The organism is Robbsia andropogonis, assembly GCF_034047095.1.
Classification (GTDB): domain Bacteria; phylum Pseudomonadota; class Gammaproteobacteria; order Burkholderiales; family Burkholderiaceae; genus Robbsia; species Robbsia andropogonis.
The window spans coordinates 653135-672717 of the sequence record NZ_CP139166.1 but is presented as its reverse complement, the minus strand read 5'-3'; the positions used below and the strand labels follow the sequence as shown (position 1 = coordinate 672717).

Below are 19583 nucleotides of genomic sequence, written 5' to 3'. Positions count from 1 at the left end.
TATGTGTGGGAAATTAGCAGTGCGGCGGAGTGTAGGCAAGTGTTTTTGATCAAGGGTCTACCCGCAATTCCCATCGTTATGTTGGTACCATGGGCGTTCGGATAGTAATGACTAACACAATGTAAGCGGTACCACAGAGGCAGGTTGGGATACAAAATGGGTAAGCGGGAAAGCCTGATGGCTACAATCAAGGAAGTCGCTGAGCTTGCCGGCGTCACGCCAACGACCGTGTCCAACGTGTTGCGCGACCGGGGGCGTGTTGGTATCGCTACTCGAGAACGAGTCTTGGAAGCCGTCTCCGCCAAGGGATATCGGCCGAACCTGAATGCGCGTGCCCTCGTTGAACGCCGTGCGCCGACGCTTGCACTGATGCTTGGCTGCATCACCAATCCGTTCTATCCTGAATTTACCTTACAAGCGAATAACGCCGCGCGTCGTCACGGGCGTTTTTTGCTGGTCTGCAATACCGATTATGAGCCCGACGGCGGCACAGGATTTCTAGCAGACGTCGCGGGCTCGCTATCGGACGGTATTCTTGTTGCAAATAACGGTGACATCCGGATTGACGAATTGAAGGCCATTCAGGCAACGGGCACGCCGGTAGTGATATCCGTATGGGAATTCCCGGAGGTGCTTCCGGGTATTCCCTGTGTTGCTTTCGATTCTCGCAAGGCGGGCTTCATTGCGGCGGAACATCTGCTCGATCTCGGGCATAGGCGGATCGGCGCACTCATCGGGAGCAAGAAGACGGGCATACATGGTGGTCGATACCAAGGGTTTCGCGATGCGCTTCGCGCGCGCAATGTCAGGCATGCCATCGCTGACGCCCGCTTCGGCACCGATTCGTATCAAGGTGGCTACGACGCCGCTATTGCATTACTGACTGCCCGTCCGGATCTCACCGCGCTGTTTGTCTCGAATGATCTTCCCGCGCTAGGCGCACTGAATGCCGCGGCATCGCTCGGTTTAAACGTACCGTCGGATGTCTCGATTGTCGGCGTCACGAATATCGAGCTAGCCAGTCAATCACGGCCAGCGCTCACGACTGTGGCGATACCCACTGCAGAGATGGCCGAACAGAGCATCGAGCTGCTTATCAAGCTTGCTTCGAACGCGCACGATACACCGGCCATGATTCAAACAGCAGAACCTGTACTGATCAAACGCGCCTCGACTGCTTTAGTAAAGCTACGCGCTACTAAGTAGGGTGCCAGAAGCACGCACTACCGCTGCTTTAGCGCATGATTCAGGCGTCCGTGGGTGCGGCCCGTTAGAAAAACAATACGCTCTCGGGCAACCTTATCGGGCGAGGTTCGGTTTTGCGAGTATTTTCGAGTCAGTTCGCTAACAAACCGATGCTTTCGCTAACGCTCGTGAATGTGTTTGATAAATCAAATAGACTTCCTGCCGCAGGTATTGTGTTTATCATGCGGCTTCACCGTTCATGTCATGTAATTGTACTCCCACTATTGTTCATCATTTGCTTCTCTTGAAGGTTCAGACGTACGGGAAATCAACCTGGTTCATACATAAATAAGAAAGATTATGAGCGGATATTCCATTGATAAACTATTCTGGCAACAGCACCTGTCCAAACCAGGATGGGAGAATGTGCCTGTCGAAGAGAAGCATCGGACGCGTGAAGAGAAGAAAAAATTGCGGCGAGATCAACGTCTTCGCATACATGCAAGAAAGACCAACAATCTTCTGATCTTAGACAACGATGAACGTAATGCAATCGTCGATGCGAAATTGAAGAAATTGCTCAGCAAGCGGCAAGGACAAAATTGAAGTCGAAATAGTACACGTCGGACAGGCCAATCGCGCCATGCCGTTCGACATCCTGCTCAGGCTAAAGATCCGCTTGCTGTCGATAGTAGGAGCGACCGTGCGACGATAGATGAGGCCGGCATAACGGTCGTTGGCAACGATTAAGCGTCTACCAAAACGTGATACGTCGGAAAACGGGCTTGCGATACTGGTGCGCTGCCCTTTCAGTGTATTGAATATCCTGGCTATCCGCCTAAACTCGACTATCCCGCGAGTCGGATCACGCGATGAACGTTGCCTAACCTAACCAGCGGACAAATTGCGTCACACCGTCGCGAGGAAACCTGGCGTCATCATAATACGCATCATCCTCGGTCGTCTGCGCGTCCGAAAACATGGCGCACCATATCTGGCGAATACCGGTAGTTCCATCTCAGTTCCGTGCCTGATGCAATCGCCTGGCTGGCGAAAAATGCACGAATGGAAAACTGTCGACCGCAATAAGACGACGCGTGAAACGTACGCGCTTCCATGTTGTATCCGCGATCATCCGCTTGGCACACTGCCTTACCATCAGCATTGTACGCAAGCGAGGTATTCGCCATTGCAAGAATATTCTCGCCGTCAACAAACGTGACCGAAGCACCCGCTGCCGCATCCAGTACGAACGTGTCATCCACACAGCAGAAAAACATTGCCGCACTCATCAATCGACCGCCGTAAACACCAAGGCATTCACCGGCTTGTATGCGTCGCGCAGCAAAAACGCCGCGTTGTCCGATGAGGTCGTATTCGCGTTCATCACGCAGGTCGGCGGCAACGATCTTTCGAGAATACAACATGTTTTCGTAAGCCTGCCCGCGCGTGTGGTTATCGATGCGCGGATCGACATAGGGATAAAGATCCTCGATTCGCAGCGTGTTGGACGCATGGGAAGATATTGGCTCCATCACTTTAGAGGTTGCATCCCACAGTACCGCAATGTGAACCGGTTGTCCCAAAGCATCGCGATAGGGGTAGCGTGCATCCACGTCAGAAGAGTACGGCAGACGCGGAATTGCGTTAGCATGCTTGAATCTGTCGAAAGCATCCCGTAGGGCATCCATCGCCTCTTTCAACGCATCCGGGTCGTCTGCCAATGCCTGTTCCGCTTCGGCTTTCAATGTGGGTACGACGTCGAAAATGGCATTATGTCGCGCATCCAGGTCAGTAATGCGTTCCACACCGGCAATACGTTCTTGGATGGTGTCAATCAGCGCTTGCACACGCGACTGTGTCATCGTACTCATGGAATCTTCCCCTTCTCCGTTCGCGAGCTGAATCTTGTATTTCGAGATAAATGCAACGTTAGCCCGCATGCGCGATACACCTGTGCCACGACCGCGAAACAAGCGCGCTATCACCGAAAACATCATGATGTTTCGTTTTGAGCGCTGCTGTGTCGCCGTATCGCGTGACCCTTCAGCTTCCAAAGCATTACGCTCTCTGGCGTGGACGATCATCCGGAACGTGTGCATCGTTCGTACCAGGAGCACCAGATGAAAGGAAGAATCACTTCGTTGCACGGTTCCCCGACAGAAGCGGGGACGGATACCAACGCGGCGCCGAAGGATGCTGCTACATCGAACGCCCGGCTGACACGGCCCATAGGAGCCGGCTTGATGGGTGGGCCAGGCAACGCGTCGCCGCGGCAAAGACCGGCAGTGTCTACGCTGCTACGACGCACGGTGTCGCACAGCCACGCCATGGAACGCATGGCTGCACTCTCACGTAACTTTCAGCGTGAGCAGGAAACAACCGGGGCGGCGCGCCCCAAACCGGCTGCAGAAACACCAGTGCGACCAGCGGCGCCGGCGCCGGTGAAAGCGGCGCAAATCGAATCATCGCAAGCGCGGCCGCAGTTGACACCGCTGTCACAACCCACGGCGGCGAGTACGACTTCCTCTGCGTCCGCCGTTGCAACCCGGCCTTCGGAAACAGGTTCCGAGCCTTACGGTCAAACGCAGCATGCCCCCACGCCGCATCCACAATTCGCGACCCCTTACCCTGCTCCCTACGGGCAAGCAATGCACTGGCCTGCCTGGCACCCACAATTCGCCACGCCCTACCAAGCGCCCTCTCATTGGCAATGGACAGCGTCACACGGAAACGATGTGATGTCCCCGTCGTACTTTCACCATGCATATCAGGGATATGCGCCTGCGGTACAACCGAGCTGGGCGGTGCCGACTTATCACAATTGGGTGGTCGGAGCGAAGCGCCGATTTGGCCTTGCATTCGGCGGTGGCGACGGACCAAACGGCGCGCAGATGCATGCCGGTTTTCACTTCAATGGGCGGTTCCATTTGTTTACATTCGGCTTATATCCGAGTGCGACAAAGCCCTTTTTTCTCTCGACGCAGAGCGGGCGGATGGATCCACCTCATACGCCCGCGCTCGCGCAACACCCCTATCCGCCACCACAATCTTATCAGGCCAATCCGCTCCACATTACGCGTGGCGGGACGGATCCGGTTCACGACCCTGCCGCATACGCCCGCGCGTCACGCCCCTGGACCACGGTTTTAGGTATCACCGAGGAGCACGCCACTTCCCAACTTATTACCCAGCGCTATCGGGAAAAGCGACGCCGGCTATTGAATACGGACGGCCCAACCAACTGGGTGGGGTTTCTCGAATTGGCCGTGGCGCGCGAGAACGCATTGAAAGCGCTCGCGGCACGAATCGCTGGTACATCAAAGATGGAAACATCAACCCATTCGAATTGATGCCCTTCCGCGCCGGTTACGGACCGGCGTGGAGATCATCCACGAAACGCTAATTGACTGTTTCGGGTGTCCTGACAACAGGATCGATAATCAAGCACCGACCTCGACACCGGCCTTTGCATAAGCCTCGTCGCGTGCCGCGCGCAGTGCGTCTGGATTGATGTGTGGACCGGCATTGATCCGACCGTCGCCGGAAGCACGCAAGCGTTTTTGCACAAACTCGGGTGTCAGCACATGCTGCTCGAAGGCGCGTACCTTGGGACGCGCCGCGGTAATGAGGCGGTCATAGTTTCCGGTCTTCACTGCAACACGCGCTTCATGCGTCAAGGTATCGAGCAACGGCTTATACAAATTGCCCGTTTCGGCCCATGTGTCCTTGACCTGCGGATTGAGGGCATCCGATCCGAACAAAAAGCGATTCGGAAATTCGTTGATCAATGATGCCCAGGCGTGAATCGACTCGTGATTGGGCACTTCGGTGCCATCGGGCTGTGTTTTCAACACGATTTGACGCGCTACCCGCGACCAGGAAATATCGATGTGAACATGCTGCATCTTCGGGTCCGACAGAATCGTTGGCAGATTGTTCGCATGGTCTTCCGGTTTTTGCACGAAGCGCCCGATGCCGCCGCAATGCGCCCAAATCACCGTCGTTCGACTCGTCTCGGGTGACGCGAACAGCGATTTAAGGTCATTCAAATAAAGCGGCTTTCCAATTCCATTGGCTCGCTGATTATCCGTCGAGTCTACATCGCAATGCAATACCACCGGCATCCCGATGACGCCGGCGGTCGCTACCAGATTCTTGAAAGATTGAACGTTGGTGGTCAGGTTCGCTTGTCTTGCACCCTCATATTGCTTCTCAACAAGTTCTTTGTGGATGGTCACTTCACCCACTCCGGTAAACATCCCAGGATGCGTAGCAAGCTTCAGCAGCAGTGCTTGAGGACTTAAGGGCGAGCCCAAATGCAGTCCGGTTACCATAGGGTCCAGCCGGTCGCGTTCCGCTTCCGAAAGGTGCGAGAGCTGCATGAATAACGCTGTGTCCGCATCCACCTGCTGGTTCAGCATCAGGTGTGCGCTTTGTGCGATTTCATTCTCGACCGCGGACGTGAGTTCCTCCGGCTTTATGTTGGCGTACTGCTGCTTTACATAATAAGACTCAGGAGGAATGTTGTTATGGTGTGCCGTCTCGGAATGCTCGTCGTGACTGCCGCATGGCATCACATCCGTAGGGATGGGCGACAGTACAGTACGGTGAATACCCACCTCGTCCATCATCGCCAACGCTTCTCGTGGCACCATGCCTTGCTGAACGTAGTTCGTGGGGTGAAAATGGGAATCGTGCATCCAGTGGCCGGTAGCGTTACGACTCGCATGCGCGTCTGCCAGCGGCTTTTGCGCCATTGTGTCCACGGTCGCGGTCAAAGCCGCAGTCAATTCCGGCGTCTCGCGCAAACGCTGCGACACCGCACGACTTTCGTTGGCTGTACCGCGCCGCACTGGGGTCACATCGAACCCTTGGATCGACACGCTGTTGTCGTCAAAAAACCGTGTGTGAGAACGCAGCAGTTTCTGTGCACCAGTGCCTAACGGTGGGTTGCCGCTCACATTTTTTTCGGTCCCGGGACGCTTGGGTGCGGACCCTGAAGGCGCTCCGGCACCACCTAACGACGTGGCATTTCGTTTTCGTGTGCGGCTTGTGTTCGAGCCGCTATTACCGGGGGCGCTCGCTTGCGATGCATGTTCGCTGGCGGAAGCGTGGGACGAATTGATGCGAGGCATATACTTCTCCGTGAAGGTACTTGGTTGCGAAAACTCCTGAGGATGCTAAGCGCCGTAAAGCCAAGAACTCCAATGTCATGGCGAATATATGTTATCGGAAACGAAACAGCGCATATGCACGGAAAAACCGTGTATTTGCCTATGCGCGCTTATCCTGTCTAGGACTTTGAACGCATTAGCTCACGCTGTGCCAACACGCTTTCTGACGCGATACCGAAGATTGGCAAGCCCAACCCAGGAGTGCTCTTCTCGCGACCAACCAATTCGTTGGCGGCGATACGCTCCGGTAGCCAAGAGGCGCGCTCGTGCAACATCGCGTTGAGCGGCTTCGACCAGTCGGTACTGGCACCAGGAGCGGTCTCCCCTGTTGCCGCGTGCATGACCTCCAGTGCACGATACACATCAGCACGCATGGCTTTCGCTGGCTTGAGGCGACGGCGCATCAAAAATGTTTGATTCTTGCGCTGATGCGTTTTCATCAGGTCAAGATCGTGGTCGAGCTTGGCGGATGCCTCTGGATAGTCGCAATGGTAGTTCTTCGAGTACATCTCGATCCATTCCTCGCGAGACTGCCTGACAGCCGCGGCAAATGCATCGAACGAAACGAACTGCTGATCCGCATAGCAACCTCGATTGAGTAGTCGCCCATCACGCGCCACCAGCATCACACGCCCGGCAGAGAGACGACTGAGGTGCGCGCCACCCATGCCGAACGGTACGGCACCAGGCAAACCACCGTTAAGATCGCCGTCACGCCAACTCGGATTCACGCTTGTATTACCCTGGGCACTTAATCGCGTCGTGTTGACAAGGGTCTGCCGATCGTATCGGCTCGACCCTTTTTCCTCACGCATTGACGTATCGTTGACGCTGTTCAGGTCCAGTATCACGGTCCCGGTCAATCCATACGATCCTCGAACCGACGCCTGCCCGGGCGTCACCGATGCGCCAAGCGTCCCTCGGATATTCTGGCGTCGTGTCTTCGAGTGTGTATCCTGCCAGCCAATCGAAATGTCGGAGCGATCCCCGATTTTCGCTGCAAGACGCTCGAACATCGACGTTTCGGCACCGCTTTCGCGCACCGGCTCTTTGGCTTCGTCGAACAGGAAGTCAACCAGTTCGAGCGCGGTATTGGTTGTCCGTGCATCCTCGTAGGCCATGACGCCCCAAATCCCGGCTTTCGTCTGTAAGCCGTTCGCGTGCTACGCGAATCAATACCCCTCGCGGGTTACGATGTTCGCGATCCAACGGCATAATACCGAATGACCCTCCGACCCGTAGTCCGCCAAGCCAGCGCAATTTTTCACTGTAGCCCAGCCGCGCTCCGACGCCTGCCTGGGTGCGACTTCCTTGTTCGGTACCGGTAAATATGTCGAAGCCGGCATTGTTGCGTTGAAGTGTCACCATCGCGCGACGGCTGCGATAATGGCCTAGCGTCAATTCGCCTCCCACGGGCAAATGCCGCAATACGCCTCGATTGGTACTTGTTGATAACCCACCTGTTCTAACACCATATCGTCCGCCGTCTGCAAAGGACACCTGCGTCGACTGCTGAATATCGGTGATCAACTGCCGCAGTACCCGCTTGACCTCGTCCCGGCTCAAACGCTCGGGCTGCAGGAGCTTGGCTTTGCCCACATCGTCGACATGGTCGAGCGCGGTCTTCACCGTCTCCCATCTATGCACGAGAAATTGCTTGGCAACCGCCCGCAACGCACCGGCATCGAGAAGCATTGGTGCCTCGTCCCGTTCCATGGCATCCGCTACCGGCGCACGGCATTCGAGAACTGCACGCGTGGATTCGTCGACTTCCAAGTCGCCTATGTGGCTTGCAGGCCGAGTCGAAAGGGCCGCAAGCGCCGCAGCCGCGGCCTCACGTTCACGTGCTCGCGGGCTGTCGGGCGGCAAGACAGGCCCCCGCGGGCTGCGCAAGGCTTCGGCCAGTGCGCCACAAGCCGCCTTCAATGCATTGGCATAGCGGGCAGCCTCTTTTTCATACGACGCCCGGCTGGCGCTGGGCGTCCCAAGCATCATGCTGCGTAACGCCGATTTCTTCTGGCCAAACATGCGTTGAAAGAACCAGTTCTGCTTGTCCAGGCGCATCATGCCCCGCGAAATGAAACGATGCAGACGCGTTTGCACTTGTTTGAGGTTGCTTCCCGGCGCGTCACTTCGAAAGCCCTGGCGCCACGCATAAAGTGCGGCCACGTCTTTTGGCGCCACGGAGCCGGATAGCGCACGCAACACGCGTGGTGCCAGGTTGCCATCGTCGGTCCGGGCGGCGTGCGCGGCGGTGAGCGCGGCCTCAAGATCGGGATGCTGTTCGGGCAAGGCGTTCCACGCCTGCAACAATGTCGCCGCGGCGTCGCTTTCAGCACGGCCGGCATTACTCCAGGTTATGCCCTTCAAGACGTCGATACCGATGGGCGTGGCAGCCAAGAATTGCGCGATCCGCCACGCATCTGCCTGAGCATCATGCTGTGGCGGCGCATGAGTCACCTGATCAGTATTGGGTAGGTCACTGACAGAAGTCCTGGGTGTATGCCACGCTTCCTCCGTATCGTCCTGCAATCCGTGCGCTTCCGCATCGACTGCGTGGTCAATCTCCGGCCTTACGCTTGGACCACTCGGCTGGCGCGAAACGTGTACGTTTTCATCGGCAAGCGTGTCGGGCGCCACGAACGCGACCGAACGCCGAGTCAACTCTTCGAGGTCGACGACGTCCGGCAGAACCTGCAGCGCCGCAAGTAAACGCGAGGGATTGTCTGAACCAAGCGCAGACAATGTAGCGTAGCCGAGCATTAACGAGCCTGCGTACGGCGGTGTATTCTCTGCGATGGTGTTTTCCGCCTGGTCTGTGACACCGGTGGCCGCGTCACTGGCATCGGTGCGTGCAAGCGGCTCGGGAGCGCGCGCTTGTCGGGGCATGTTGGCCAGGACATCCGCAAGCGCGTCGACGGTCGCGTCGTGCGTGTCCGCACCATCCTGCGTGCGGAAAGTCTTACGCACCCAGTTGTTCAGGCCATCACGATGTTCCAGCCAATGGTTGAGTTGGGTCGCATCGGGCGGAGGCTCCGCGGATACGCTCGGCTTCGCCATCGGTCCGTGATTGACCCGCGCCGTGAATTTATGCACTGTCTTTGCCAGAATATTATTGGCTTTCAGCGCGCGCCGCTCGGCAGGTAGGCCCACACCAGGCGCGGACGGTTGCCTTGCCGCGCTACGCCAATCCCCCGCGGGCTCGAGCGGCACGACTGGCTTTTGCTCGGGCCTCCTGATATCCCGGGCTTGAAAGGACGTTCCAAGCGTCCTGACCGCCGTGAATGGCGTGTGCCATTCCGTCTGGAGAAGCGACTTTCGCTCTCGCGGTACGCTTGGCTTGGCGTAATTGGGACGCCCAAGTCCCAAAAATGATTTGAAACGTGCACGCGCCGCAGTAAAGCCGGTTTTATTATTCTTGCGTGTAGCAGCTTCGCTATCTGCGTCTATTGTATCTCGTGCGTTCAAGGTTTCCCGCATTGCAGACGACTTACCGAAAAAAAGGCTCGATAACTTCATGGACTTTCCTTGGAAGATCGCGCCGATTATTAATGACTAATATGACATTTCGGACTCCATGACGAAAAACTAACGACCTCAACGAAAGAAACGCGCGTTGTTTCCTTACCGCAGAAATCTGCATTTTTTCGTCGGCGTACCTGGAACTTCGCAGTGTCACGCATGACGTGGCGGCATAGTACCCCTACTCTGTGGACTGTAACCTTTCCCGCGCGCTGTCTATCGGCATGCGCGTCATTTCCTTACCTATTGGCGATCCCCATGATACCCAGCGATCTGGCGAGTACAAGCCGCGCGCACGAGTCTATCTCTGCCGAGGAATCCGATAAAGAAACGACACCGCATCCTGCCAGGAATAATCATGTTGAACCGACGCGTCCTGAAATAAGCCGCCGAAACGACGGCTTCTGGTCGAACATGAAACGCGCACTCGCGCCGCGGCCCGTGACCACCACGAGCACGATATTTGGCAGTTACACACAAGCACGCCCCACAACGGCGCGGGCGAAAGTCGGCGTGCCGCAGGACAAGCGGCATCGACCCAACCTTGATGCGACAGCGCCCGCCGCGGTCGAGAAACATACGAAAAAAGTGGCGCAGACCTTAGCCGGCACCCGTAAAACCGCGCCGGTGCCACAGACAATCGCCGCCCATGGCGGTGTTGACGCTTTCCCGATGGAACGATTGAATCTCCAAGGGTTAGAGGGCCTGGATCACCAGGCGCCGGACATCGTCCAAGCCTTGCGCGAGCGCCTGGAACCGCCAGGAAACGCGGACGAAACAGCTCGGATGGTGTCCGCTGCCAAGCAAGAACTAGTGTTGCATCGACTGCATCAGGCTTTTGGGACAAATACGGAGGCGGCGCGCGCGGCAATCACGCAACTCGACGCCGCCGGCGCACTGCTGGACATACGCGGCGAAGGATTCGAACTCGCGCGCCGCCTCACTTCATCGTCATTAGGCCATGAAACATTGCGGACGCTGTGCGGCGAGGCGGCAACGGATTCCGACCCCGTTTCACACGCCGTGCGTAATGACGCGACCAAATTGGCACTGCGCGCGAGTAACGCCCTGATCGACGCATTGCCCGCAGGTCATCCCGTGCCCGACAATATGGCGGCCATGGTGCAACTCGCGTTGTCCGCGCTACCTGAACACGAACGCCCTGCGGGCACAACCGGCACACCCGAACCCCTAACGATGCAAAGCGATGTAAGCGTGCCAGCAAAGGCGTTACTTGCGGCGGTGCAGCTTGCCGCCGATCCCTCGGCGAACCCCGAGGCGCACTTGAAGAGCGCTTATCTCGCGTGGCGCTGCGGATTCAAGCACGAGGGCCCGGGAACGCCGCTCGCGCAGACCCAGCATCGACTGTTCAAGCTTTCACGCTATGCAAAACGCGCAAGTCAACCCGGGACATTGGCAACGCTCAGGCGAATGTTCGGTTTCAACAAATCGCCGATGTCTGCGCTTGCGTTCGGGGTAGCTGGCGCGAGTCTACGGCAACCGGAAGACGATTTGCAAAAGGCGGACGTGATATGGCAACTGGGCGCGGCGCTTGAACGGAGCGCGGCGACACCGCGTACGGGCCCCCTCGCACCACAAATTACCAGCGCCGTGCGTGCCGCAACGCTACAAGTCTGGTACGAGCGCGTAGCGAAAAAGGGGTGGCGGGACACGACTGCGGTGCCAAAGCGCATGCGGCAGACCATCGCTTCACGTGCCGCGGCCATGCTGAATATCTCTGAAACAGAGATCAAGCTCAGTCAGGCCTATGCCATGCTGAAGACGTCTAATGGTGCCAGGCTTACGACCGCGACGCTAGAAAACTGGATAGAACAGTTGGAAGCCACTCAGCCCGAGGAAGCTGAATTGGCGACGCGGTTAAAAGGCGCGTTGCAACAACTCGTCACGCTCGAAAAAAACGGCGAGATGCCTTTGGACACAGCCACGCCACAAACGGTGCTCGATAACTTCAAGCGCGTCATTACCGAGCCTCGCATGACATACGACGTACGGCTCTCAGATGGTGGGCAGTTCGGGGTCAATACGAGCATCGTCGAAGCGCTCAAACTGCCCGTCGTCAGCAAGGTACCGCTCGCACTCGTCGGGCCTGACGCCAAGCTTATTCATGGCCGCCATGCCATGATCAATGCGGGCTCTTCCGCCAACCACGGGCAGCTGTTTGTGGGCAGTGATCGCCGGTGGGCCGCGCATCTCGGCGTCAGTGGCGCGGCCGGCGCCAATCTGCTGCACAGTAATTTGCAGATGACGGGCACTGTTCAACTACTGCCAGGCGTGTTGGATATATCTCAACCGAAAGGCGTGATGGTGCGCGCACGACTTCAGCCGACAGGGACACCACCCGCCGGCCAGCAACCGGCGGGCGAACCAGATCCGTGGCGAAAGAAGCTCGTCGATGTCATCGACGCAGCCACCGCAAGTGGACCGAACAAGCAGTTACCTCGCGATGCCGGTGCGATGTGGGACGCTGTCGCCCATGCTTTCTACAAAGACCCTGACGTCTCTTTCAACTGGATGGACTCAAAGGCACAATCTGTTTCCAGCAGCGTTAACCTGACCACTGCCGCACGCTATGAACATCATAATTACAAGATCGGTCCTTACGCGCAAATCGGCGCGTCAAAAACGTGGGCGACCCGCGTACGTCGCCGCGAAGAAGGTCCACTGAAGGCGGATTTCGCGACTCGTAGCAGCGCGTTGCAAGTGCCTGTCTCGGCAGGGCTCATAGCAGCGGCGCCCCCGCAAGGAAATTTTTCGGATGAAAATGGTCACGTCAAATCGGTCGTGTTGCCAAGCGTGGGGATTGTAGGAGTAGGCACCACGGTATTTCAATCGGAAACAGGTTCGACATGGCGCATCGCGGAAGAAGACGGACATATCGATGCGTCGCTCAGCTATCGGGACACCACCTTTACCAATGTCGGACAATTCAAGCGCTATGTCGATAGCCAGCGTACCGCGTTGGATCGCGCCTATCGCGAGCAGCCGACGGGGGCGGCACAGCCCGAACCGATCGATGAATACCTGGCACGTGTCGACCACGATGCTACACGCGGTAACCAGTTGTATGCCGAGCGCGTGTGGCTCAGACCTGACGCCGCTGCCAAAATCAACGCCCTGCGCGAACTTCGCGACGCGATCGTGCCGCCTGGTCATGCACCAGATGCAACGCAACGCGCCGGCATAGACGCGCGCAATGCACAAATTGCAACGCTCCTGTCGGCGGAGGAAAGTTGGGACAAACGCTTTCTTTACTCGCTCGAAACGAACGGAACCTCGCGCGCGCTCGGCCCCGGCTTCATGGCGACAGTCCAGCGTATCACCGAGGTATCCCATCCGAGACAGTTGACCGTCTTGCGCGTCGAACGCCCCGTTTCGCCGCCCACGGACGACGCTTGAAGCAACGGCGCGGCCCCCTATCGCGCTCATTCGCCCTCAAACATGGTGCTTCGTTTTTGGAAACAGACAAAAACACCAAGTCTCTTACGCTTTCACATGGGACGGGTGGCATGCTGCCGCCGTCGCGCGGCCAGTAGGATTTCCATGCGTAAAGCGCTTATCGGCGCTGCGATCCGATCATCGTTCAATGTAAGAGGCTACGAATGAGCAACGTCAACAACAATGCTATCAGCAACGACAGCATCCAAACCGATCTCCAAAATCTAGAGTCCGACCTTCAAAACAACGGCAAGCTTAGCAACAACGATCTCGAGAAACTTCTCCAACTGATCCTCGAGATTATCGAGCAGAAGCTCGGGGGCGACCAGCAAAGCGGAAGCGGGTCCGCCGGCGGTGGCGGTGGCGGTGGCGGTGGCGGCACAGGTAGCGCAGGCAGCGCTGCTGGTTCGGGTGGTGCTGACGGTTCGGGCGGTGCCGATGGTTCGGGCGGTGCTGATGGTTCGGGTGGTGCCGATGGTTCGGGTGGTGCCGATGGTTCGGGTGGTGCTGATGGTTCGGGTGGTGCCGATGGTTCGGGTGGTGCCGATGGTTCGGGTGGTGCTGACGATTCGGCGCAGAACCCGGATTCGACGCAAGGCGCGTCATCCGGCAATAACGTCGATCAAAGCGGCAATTCGAACAGCCTGCAGAGTCAAATCGCGTCGCTGCTGGAGCAAATCCTGAAGGTTTTGCAGCAATCGTCGCAAGGCAGTAATGGGGCTGACCAGCAGTCGGGGCAAACAAATCAGATCATCGATGATTTACTCAAGCTGCTGCAACAGATGCAAGGCACGCAAGGCGGTGGCCAGGCTGGCGGCGGCGACCCGGCAGGTGGTGGTGCCCCGGCAGGAGGTGGGTCCCAAGCAGGCGGACAGGATCAAACCTTGCAATCCTTGATCAGCGACGTGATCAAATTGTTACAACAGTTGCAAGGGTCCCAGTCCGGCAGCGCAGATAACAACGGCGGCGACGCAGGCGGCGGGGATTCAGGCGATACCTCCGGTGCCACTGGTGCATCCGATCCAAGCAGCGGCTCCGCAAACGGGACGAACGGCACGGACGGCACGGATAGCTCGAGCGACGCTAACTCGCAAACCAACGAGATGCTGAAACTGCTGTCCCAACTCTTGGCGCTGATCACCCAGAACCAGCAGCAAGGGGCAGCGAACAGCTGATTCTTCGGCACGTAACTCTTCATGCGGATAGTCACAAGGCCATCCGTTCAGCGTCGGCTCTCACGAGCCGAACGCATCAAGGAGAAGAAAATGAGTATATTTTCGAAGATCAAGCACGCGTTCCAACACCTAGGTCACGATATCGAAAATGCCGCGAAAGCGGTCGTGCACGGGGTCGAGCATGTAGTACATGCGCTTGAAAACGATATAAAGAAAGTGCTGCAGGATGCGCTTGCGATGACGGAGGCGCTGATGCAAGGTAACCTCAAGGAGGCCATGCAGGATTTGCTGAAGACAGCCGAGGACGTTGAAAAAACGGCCAGCGATGCATACACTGCCGGCGCGGAGGCAACACTCGAGGGATTAAAGGGGCTTCATCTCGGAAAAGGCTTCGACAAAGTGTTGAACACTGCCGAGAAGGGTGTCGAGACGGTCAAGAAAGACATCAATCAGGGAATAGATTCGGTTGCATCCGATCTCGTTTCGTCTGCCGAGGGAATTGTTTCGGGCTCGGTCAATGCGGTAAAGGACCTTGCACACGGCAATTTTAAGGGCATGATGAACGATATGGAAAATGTCGCCAGCGATGCGCTTGACGTTGCGGCCGATCTTACACCGGAGGGGCTGGGTGCAAATGTCGTTGCCTCCACGCTCGCCGCGGCGCATGTGGGTAGCGCGCAGCTTGATGACGCGATTGCCGGCGCCATGCATGGTGGCGTGGGCAAGGTCGTCAAGGCGGTCGCCAAGACGGAAGCCAGCGAGGGTGCGCAAAAACTAAGCGAAACCGTGCTTGGCGATAACGGCACGCAAACAGCAGAGGCTGGCGCAACGGCCGGAGCAGCATTGTTCGCTGGAGGCGCCGGTCGGGGAGGCCGCCGCGGCACCCAAGGAACGCGGGAACCGAGTGAGCGTTTTGCCAAGACATCGAGCAACGGCACGAAAAACAGCAACAAGGCCGATGGTACATCCGAAAAAGAAGCGGATGCCAAGCAAACGCAGGATAAATCCAAGGAGCCTGACGACAAGACGAAACAAGCCGCCGGGACGCCTCCGAGCACGCTCAACACGTTGCTCCTCAGCTATCTTGAAGGTAACCAGCGCAAGCTCGCGTGAGCCGACCAATCATGATCACACACCCTGATCGACAACTGCTGACGTAGTGTACGTAGCAGTGGCGATCAGGCCATATTTTAGCAATATTATCGTGCGCTTATCGCTCGGGCATCCATGCGCGGGCGGTTCTTCTTTTTCGCGCTTGGCACGTATTACGTACGGGGACCGCCTGTAGGGTTGCAAGGCTTCTCCCTCCAGCGCAGGATGCCGCTCCATCGCTGAAGGCGGTTTTAGGACAGTCACCCCTATTGGTCATGTCCCGCGTCATTGTACATCCCAATAGTCGTCGGACCTGTCCGAAGGCCGGTTATTGAATGCATGTCAGAAAGACCGCTATCGCCCTGTTGCCGGGGATAGAGATTCATCGGAACGGGCGGCGGCGGCATCCTTTCCATTTGATTGTCCGGCGGCACTACTACACCTAAACCCGTATCATCGCTGCGTACTGCGCCACTGTCGCCACCACCCGCCGCCGCTGACAGCACTCGCGGCGTAAGAAGAAAGAGACGCTGAAAGCGCTGTCCCTGATGATGCCGAAAGCGAAAGAGACCACCAATTACCGGGATTTTCGAGAGTAGCGGTATCCCGGTTTGCGTGCGATCGTCTTGATCCACCGAATAGCCTGCAATCAGCAAACTGTCGCCCTCTTTGATCAACGCCTGGGTATCGATCGTGCTGTTGCTGACAACTGGCAATTTTCCCACCTCCTGATCGCTCAGCTTGCCATCCTCGATGTGCACGTCCATGCGTATATTCTCGCCATCAGGTGTGCTTACAATAGATGGAAGAACACGTAGGGAGACGCCTGCCGAGACGCTGTACAAGTCGGCCGACTGATAGCCAGATACTTGCACATAGAAGGTCTGCTTGTTGTCCATCAGCGCCTCGACGTTGTCGAGTGTTTCTACTTTCGGACTTGCCGTGACCCGGGCTTGCTCCGTCTGCTCCATTGCACTGATACGCGTCAACAAATAGCGCCCTGCGCCACCGATCACTGCGGTCAAGACACCGCCAGCCGGGGTTGTCAACACGCCAGCCGTCGTGGAGTCCAAAGGGTTGCCGAATCCCTGCGGATTCAATGAACTCGTACTGCTATTTTGCGATGTCTGGCCATTGCCGGTCTCGATATCGAAGTGGCCGGAATGCAGGCGCCAGTCGACGCCCAACTCTTTCAGAGCATTGTCCGTGATCTCGATGATGCTTGCGTCGATTTCCAGCACGCCCGGTCGCATGTCAAGTGATTGAATCAGCGAACCGAAGGCAGCCATATTATCTGCTCTGTCGCGTACGAGAATCGAATTACTACGCGAATCGGCCTCGATCGTCGGGCCGCCTTGCGCCCCTCCACTCCCGCCAGCGCGACCGCGTGCTCCGCCCGCGCCCCCTCCGGCCGACGCGCTCGCCATTTCCGTATCGCCAGCCGGTAGCGCCGCACCATCCCCCTTGGACGCGGCGGACTGCTGGTCAGCGCCCAGACCAGGCATGGAGGGTAGCGGCGGCGGTCGTCCGCTCGAAGCACGCGTGGCGCCTGCTGTCATGCCGTCGTCCTGCATTTCACGGACGCTGGGCATTCGGTATGCATCGCGCCGCGCCGGCGGCACATCGGTGGCGGCGTCGCCATTACGGGGCACGCCTTGCCCGTACAGCGAGCGCAGCAACGAGGCCACGCCACGCACCGTCACATTGCGGCCATTGATCGTGATGGTACGGTCGGTGGCCCATGCATAGCGCAGCGGAAACCGCTGCACCACCACCTTGTCGGCAGCGTCGGATTTATGGTCGATCAAATGCGCGACATCGGTCACCAATTCGACGAAGCGCGGAGGGCCGGACACCACCGCGGTACCGGACACGCTATCGTAGCGTACCGGAAACCGAGGATCGTCGATCTGCAGCCTCGAGAGAGCGCGCCGCAGTTCATCGGTGCTCACATTAGAAAGACCCAACGTAGCGCTGCGTGCTTCATTGGCGCCATAGATCCGTAGCACGCTACCGTCGTAATACCACAATACCCCGAATGACTCAGCCATTTGATCGAGAAAGCGTTGCGGCGTCGCATTGAACCGTCCCGCCACCGTGCCTTCGACATGCGGAGAAATCCACGTGGCCACATGCTGGCTTGCGCCAAAATCCCGTAATACATCCTTGAGATCCTTGTGATCCGCCACGTACTCGAACCGGTTGCTCTGCCACGGAATATGCTCGGCATGCACCGGTAACGACAGCACGCCCGCGGCGAGAAGCCCCGCGCACAGCGTCCTTACCCGTAGAACCTTCTTGCGGTCGCGAAAAAGAGGTTTCATGACTGGCCCACCTCGCGATGCATCGTCTCTGACGGAGACTCATTGAATTCACGCCGGTAACCCTTGGCCAACGCGGAACGACTCTTCAGGCCCCAACGGCTGGCTGTACCAAAAATAGAACCGGCCGCGCGTTCGTCGCTTAGCAAGTCGCTCCGAATGCTTTCCAAACGAAGCTTGCGTATCAACGCGCTGGGTGACATACCGATCGATCGCCTGAAGGCAAGTTGAATGGCGCGCTCGGTAACATTGATTTGCGCGGCAATTTCCCGGGTATTCAAATCGGCCCGCTCCAGATTCTCGATAATGTAGCGATATGCCCGGCGATACTTCGCTGGCAAACGCGCAAAAACGTCATCCGTCGGCAGCGCACGACTCACCGAAGATTGCGTAATGCCGATATCCGTCGTTTCACTGCGCAAACAGCGCAACGCTTCCGATGCGTAGCTTGCGTAAAGCTTCAGCGCCTCCGCGGGATTGCCACGGCACACCGCCATTTTGGACACGCAATAGAGATAATCGAAGTTGCTGCGACGGGTTCCCGTCTCGGCTTCGGTACGGCTGATCTTCGCGAGCACCAGGTCGGCGATGTCGTCGAGGCCGCCCGCCAGTGCAGCAAGTACGATATCCAGTTTCGCGAGGAACGCTTGATCCGCACCCCTAAATACCTGAGGTCGACTGATCGCATCCAGTAGTGGTCCGACCGCGGCGCGCTCGCCTCGTGCCAACGACGCGAGCCATGCAAGATATTCATGGCGCTGTACCAACAACGCAGGCATCGGCGACACAAGGACCGTGCAATCCGTCAGCTTGTTCGTCACGTCGATCCGATCAGCCGCGCCCTGCGCGTGCGACAGATAGGCTGAACTCCAAAATGCGTGATCCTTGAGTGTCGTGGCCGTACGAATGCGCAACTGTACGTCGAATTCGAGTGCAAGTAGCGAAATTACCAAGCGCCATGTGGGATCGGTATGGCAATCAGCAAGGTCGGCGGCCTGTAATAGCGCTTCGTCGGCGTCGCGCTGCCTACCCACCTGATGTTGCACCAATGCTGAGGCGATTAACGCTTCAAGTCGATCAGTAGTACTTGACGCTTCGTCGTTAATAATACGCACAAAGCATTTTGCGGTGGCTGCGTAGCGATCTCGCGCCATGAGTTGCCAACCCGTATTGCGGCACGACATGATGCGCAACCGGTTATCATCACCCACGATCATGCTCTGTGCACGACGATACGTTTCCTCCGCATCTTGCGCGTAACCTAAAACGAGTGATGCATCCGCCGCAGCGACCAGACGCTGGATATCGGTGTCGACTCGCTTATGAGACGGGCGCTCCAAGGCGTCGTCGACCAGACAATAGGCCCTCTCCGTAGCACCGTCGAGCATGGCGGCACTATATGCAGGCAAACCGTTCTTCTGTGTCAGCCCGGACAACAGGGCAAAGTAGATTGATGAAAACATGATGATCCCATCCCAGAATGTTGCCGATGCGGATCGGACAATCCGCGCAGGTAGCACAGCGTGACCTATGTTTTTCCCGGCCACGGGTTAATGGTAATGACATCACGTTCGCACAATCTCAATAATCGGCAGTGCTCTCCACAACAATGCTCATCAAAATGATGTGTAACAAGCAGACATAGCATCATGCAC

Annotated in this window: 12 protein-coding genes; 6 read left to right on the top strand and 6 right to left on the bottom strand. The window is 57.5% G+C overall.

What is annotated here, in order from left to right; translation table 11 throughout:
- Window positions 1-177: 177 nt before the first annotated feature.
- Both SJQ66_RS08035 and SJQ66_RS08030 read left to right on the top strand, forming a co-directional pair.
- Window positions 178-1206, top strand: a complete 1029-nt coding sequence (locus SJQ66_RS08035; protein WP_024903163.1) for a LacI family DNA-binding transcriptional regulator — start codon at window positions 178-180, stop codon at window positions 1204-1206.
- Window positions 1207-1545: 339 nt separating this feature from the next.
- Window positions 1546-1791 carry a hypothetical protein gene (locus tag SJQ66_RS08030; RefSeq protein ID WP_320534167.1) on the top strand — a complete coding sequence of 82 codons (246 nt, stop codon included), beginning with the start codon at window positions 1546-1548 and terminating at the stop codon, window positions 1789-1791.
- 344 nt (window positions 1792-2135) lie between these two features.
- On the opposite strand, the gene SJQ66_RS08025 is transcribed toward SJQ66_RS08030, so the two are convergent.
- The gene (locus SJQ66_RS08025) at window positions 2136-3059 is read right to left on the bottom strand and encodes an SET domain-containing protein (RefSeq protein WP_024903165.1); all 924 of its coding nucleotides are present in this window, start codon (window positions 3057-3059) and stop codon (window positions 2136-2138) included.
- Window positions 3060-3308: 249 nt separating this feature from the next.
- On the opposite strand from SJQ66_RS08025, the gene SJQ66_RS08020 reads away from it, so the two are divergent.
- Window positions 3309-4538 carry a hypothetical protein gene (locus SJQ66_RS08020; RefSeq protein ID WP_320534166.1) on the top strand — a complete coding sequence of 410 codons (1230 nt, stop codon included), beginning with the start codon at window positions 3309-3311 and terminating at the stop codon, window positions 4536-4538.
- A gap of 90 nt (window positions 4539-4628) precedes the next feature.
- Here SJQ66_RS08020 and SJQ66_RS08015 read toward each other — a convergent pair whose 3' ends face one another.
- The 3 genes from SJQ66_RS08015 to SJQ66_RS08005 form a co-directional block, all read right to left on the bottom strand.
- Complete coding sequence (locus SJQ66_RS08015; protein ID WP_320534165.1) at window positions 4629-6149, bottom strand: amidohydrolase family protein; 1521 nt, start codon at window positions 6147-6149, stop codon at window positions 4629-4631.
- 332 nt (window positions 6150-6481) lie between these two features.
- A complete protein-coding gene (locus SJQ66_RS08010) occupies window positions 6482-7483 on the bottom strand; it encodes a hypothetical protein (RefSeq protein WP_320534164.1) in 1002 nt (333 codons plus the stop codon).
- Window positions 7434-9575 (bottom strand): hypothetical protein, encoded by a 2142-nt coding sequence (locus SJQ66_RS08005; protein ID WP_320534163.1) that lies wholly within the window; start codon window positions 9573-9575, stop codon window positions 7434-7436. The genes SJQ66_RS08010 and SJQ66_RS08005 overlap by 50 nt, the downstream gene beginning before the upstream one ends.
- A 723-nt stretch (window positions 9576-10298) precedes the next feature.
- On the opposite strand from SJQ66_RS08005, the gene SJQ66_RS08000 reads away from it, so the two are divergent.
- From SJQ66_RS08000 to SJQ66_RS07990, 3 genes are all read left to right on the top strand, one after another.
- Window positions 10299-13301 carry a hypothetical protein gene (locus SJQ66_RS08000; RefSeq protein WP_320534162.1) on the top strand — a complete coding sequence of 1001 codons (3003 nt, stop codon included), beginning with the start codon at window positions 10299-10301 and terminating at the stop codon, window positions 13299-13301.
- Between the two features lie 203 nt (window positions 13302-13504).
- Entirely contained in the window at window positions 13505-14515 is a 1011-nt protein-coding gene (locus tag SJQ66_RS07995) for a hypothetical protein (RefSeq protein WP_320534161.1), read from the top strand.
- A gap of 90 nt (window positions 14516-14605) precedes the next feature.
- Complete coding sequence (locus tag SJQ66_RS07990) at window positions 14606-15628, top strand: hypothetical protein (protein ID WP_024903171.1); 1023 nt, start codon at window positions 14606-14608, stop codon at window positions 15626-15628.
- Window positions 15629-15873: 245 nt separating this feature from the next.
- Here the strand turns inward: SJQ66_RS07990 and sctC are convergent, their stop codons facing one another.
- Both sctC and SJQ66_RS07980 read right to left on the bottom strand, forming a co-directional pair.
- Complete coding sequence (sctC, locus tag SJQ66_RS07985; protein ID WP_096335556.1) at window positions 15874-17931, bottom strand: type III secretion system outer membrane ring subunit SctC; 2058 nt, start codon at window positions 17929-17931, stop codon at window positions 15874-15876.
- Window positions 17928-19391 (bottom strand): helix-turn-helix transcriptional regulator, encoded by a 1464-nt coding sequence (locus tag SJQ66_RS07980; RefSeq protein ID WP_046152998.1) that lies wholly within the window; start codon window positions 19389-19391, stop codon window positions 17928-17930. Before SJQ66_RS07980 ends, sctC begins: the two co-directional genes overlap by 4 nt.
- Between the last annotated feature and the right edge of the window lie 192 nt (window positions 19392-19583).

Excerpts from the sequence above, each read along its gene's own strand:
- SJQ66_RS08025 (WP_024903165.1), bottom strand. The coding sequence starts at position 3,059 with ATGAGTACGATGACACAGTCGCGTGTGCAAGCGCTGATTGACACCATC.
- SJQ66_RS08035 (WP_024903163.1), top strand. The coding sequence starts at position 178 with ATGGCTACAATCAAGGAAGTCGCTGAGCTTGCCGGCGTCACGCCAACG.
- SJQ66_RS07980 (WP_046152998.1), bottom strand. The coding sequence starts at position 19,391 with ATGTTTTCATCAATCTACTTTGCCCTGTTGTCCGGGCTGACACAGAAG.
- SJQ66_RS08020 (WP_320534166.1), top strand. The coding sequence starts at position 3,309 with ATGAAAGGAAGAATCACTTCGTTGCACGGTTCCCCGACAGAAGCGGGG.
- sctC (WP_096335556.1), bottom strand. The coding sequence starts at position 17,931 with ATGAAACCTCTTTTTCGCGACCGCAAGAAGGTTCTACGGGTAAGGACG.
- SJQ66_RS08030 (WP_320534167.1), top strand. The coding sequence starts at position 1,546 with ATGAGCGGATATTCCATTGATAAACTATTCTGGCAACAGCACCTGTCC.
- SJQ66_RS07990 (WP_024903171.1), top strand. The coding sequence starts at position 14,606 with ATGAGTATATTTTCGAAGATCAAGCACGCGTTCCAACACCTAGGTCAC.
- SJQ66_RS07995 (WP_320534161.1), top strand. The coding sequence starts at position 13,505 with ATGAGCAACGTCAACAACAATGCTATCAGCAACGACAGCATCCAAACC.
- SJQ66_RS08000 (WP_320534162.1), top strand. The coding sequence starts at position 10,299 with ATGAAACGCGCACTCGCGCCGCGGCCCGTGACCACCACGAGCACGATA.
- SJQ66_RS08010 (WP_320534164.1), bottom strand. The coding sequence starts at position 7,483 with ATGGCCTACGAGGATGCACGGACAACCAATACCGCGCTCGAACTGGTT.